At 34.0% G+C, this 403-nt stretch carries 1 protein-coding gene; it reads left to right on the top strand.

Translation table 11 applies throughout. From position 1 onward, the window contains the following. Positions 1-106 precede the first annotated feature (106 nt). The coding region (locus UF75_RS25960) for a MerR family DNA-binding transcriptional regulator (protein WP_045577391.1) at positions 107-403 on the top strand (297 nt) is incomplete at its 3' end.

Below are 403 nucleotides of genomic sequence, written 5' to 3'. Positions count from 1 at the left end.
AGGTACAAACAGTTGCTAAATTTCTAGATAAATATGTATAAACATGAACATTTCTACTATAAAATTAACTAATAAAGTGTTATTCTATAGTAGAGGTGAAATAACAATGTCTAATAACTTAATTGATATAAGTGATGCTGCTCAGCGATTGGGCGTTACAATTGCAACTCTTCGACGATGGGATGCATCAGGAAAATTAAAGTCAGTAAGAACTTTCGGTAATCATAGGCGATATCGCCTTGATGAAATAGAAACCCTTGTTAATCAAGTAGAGGCAGTAGCACCTGTTCAACTTAACGCCTTTATTTATTGTAGAGTCTCAACCAAGAAACAACAGGAAAGTGGCAATCTTCAACGCCAACAAGAACGACTTATTCAATATTGTAAAGAAAACCACTACAAT

The organism is Desulfosporosinus sp. I2 (assembly GCF_000960765.1).
Classification (GTDB): domain Bacteria; phylum Bacillota; class Desulfitobacteriia; order Desulfitobacteriales; family Desulfitobacteriaceae; genus Desulfosporosinus.
Note: the sequence above shows the minus strand (reverse complement) of the source record. Positions and strands in the feature narration are given on the sequence as shown.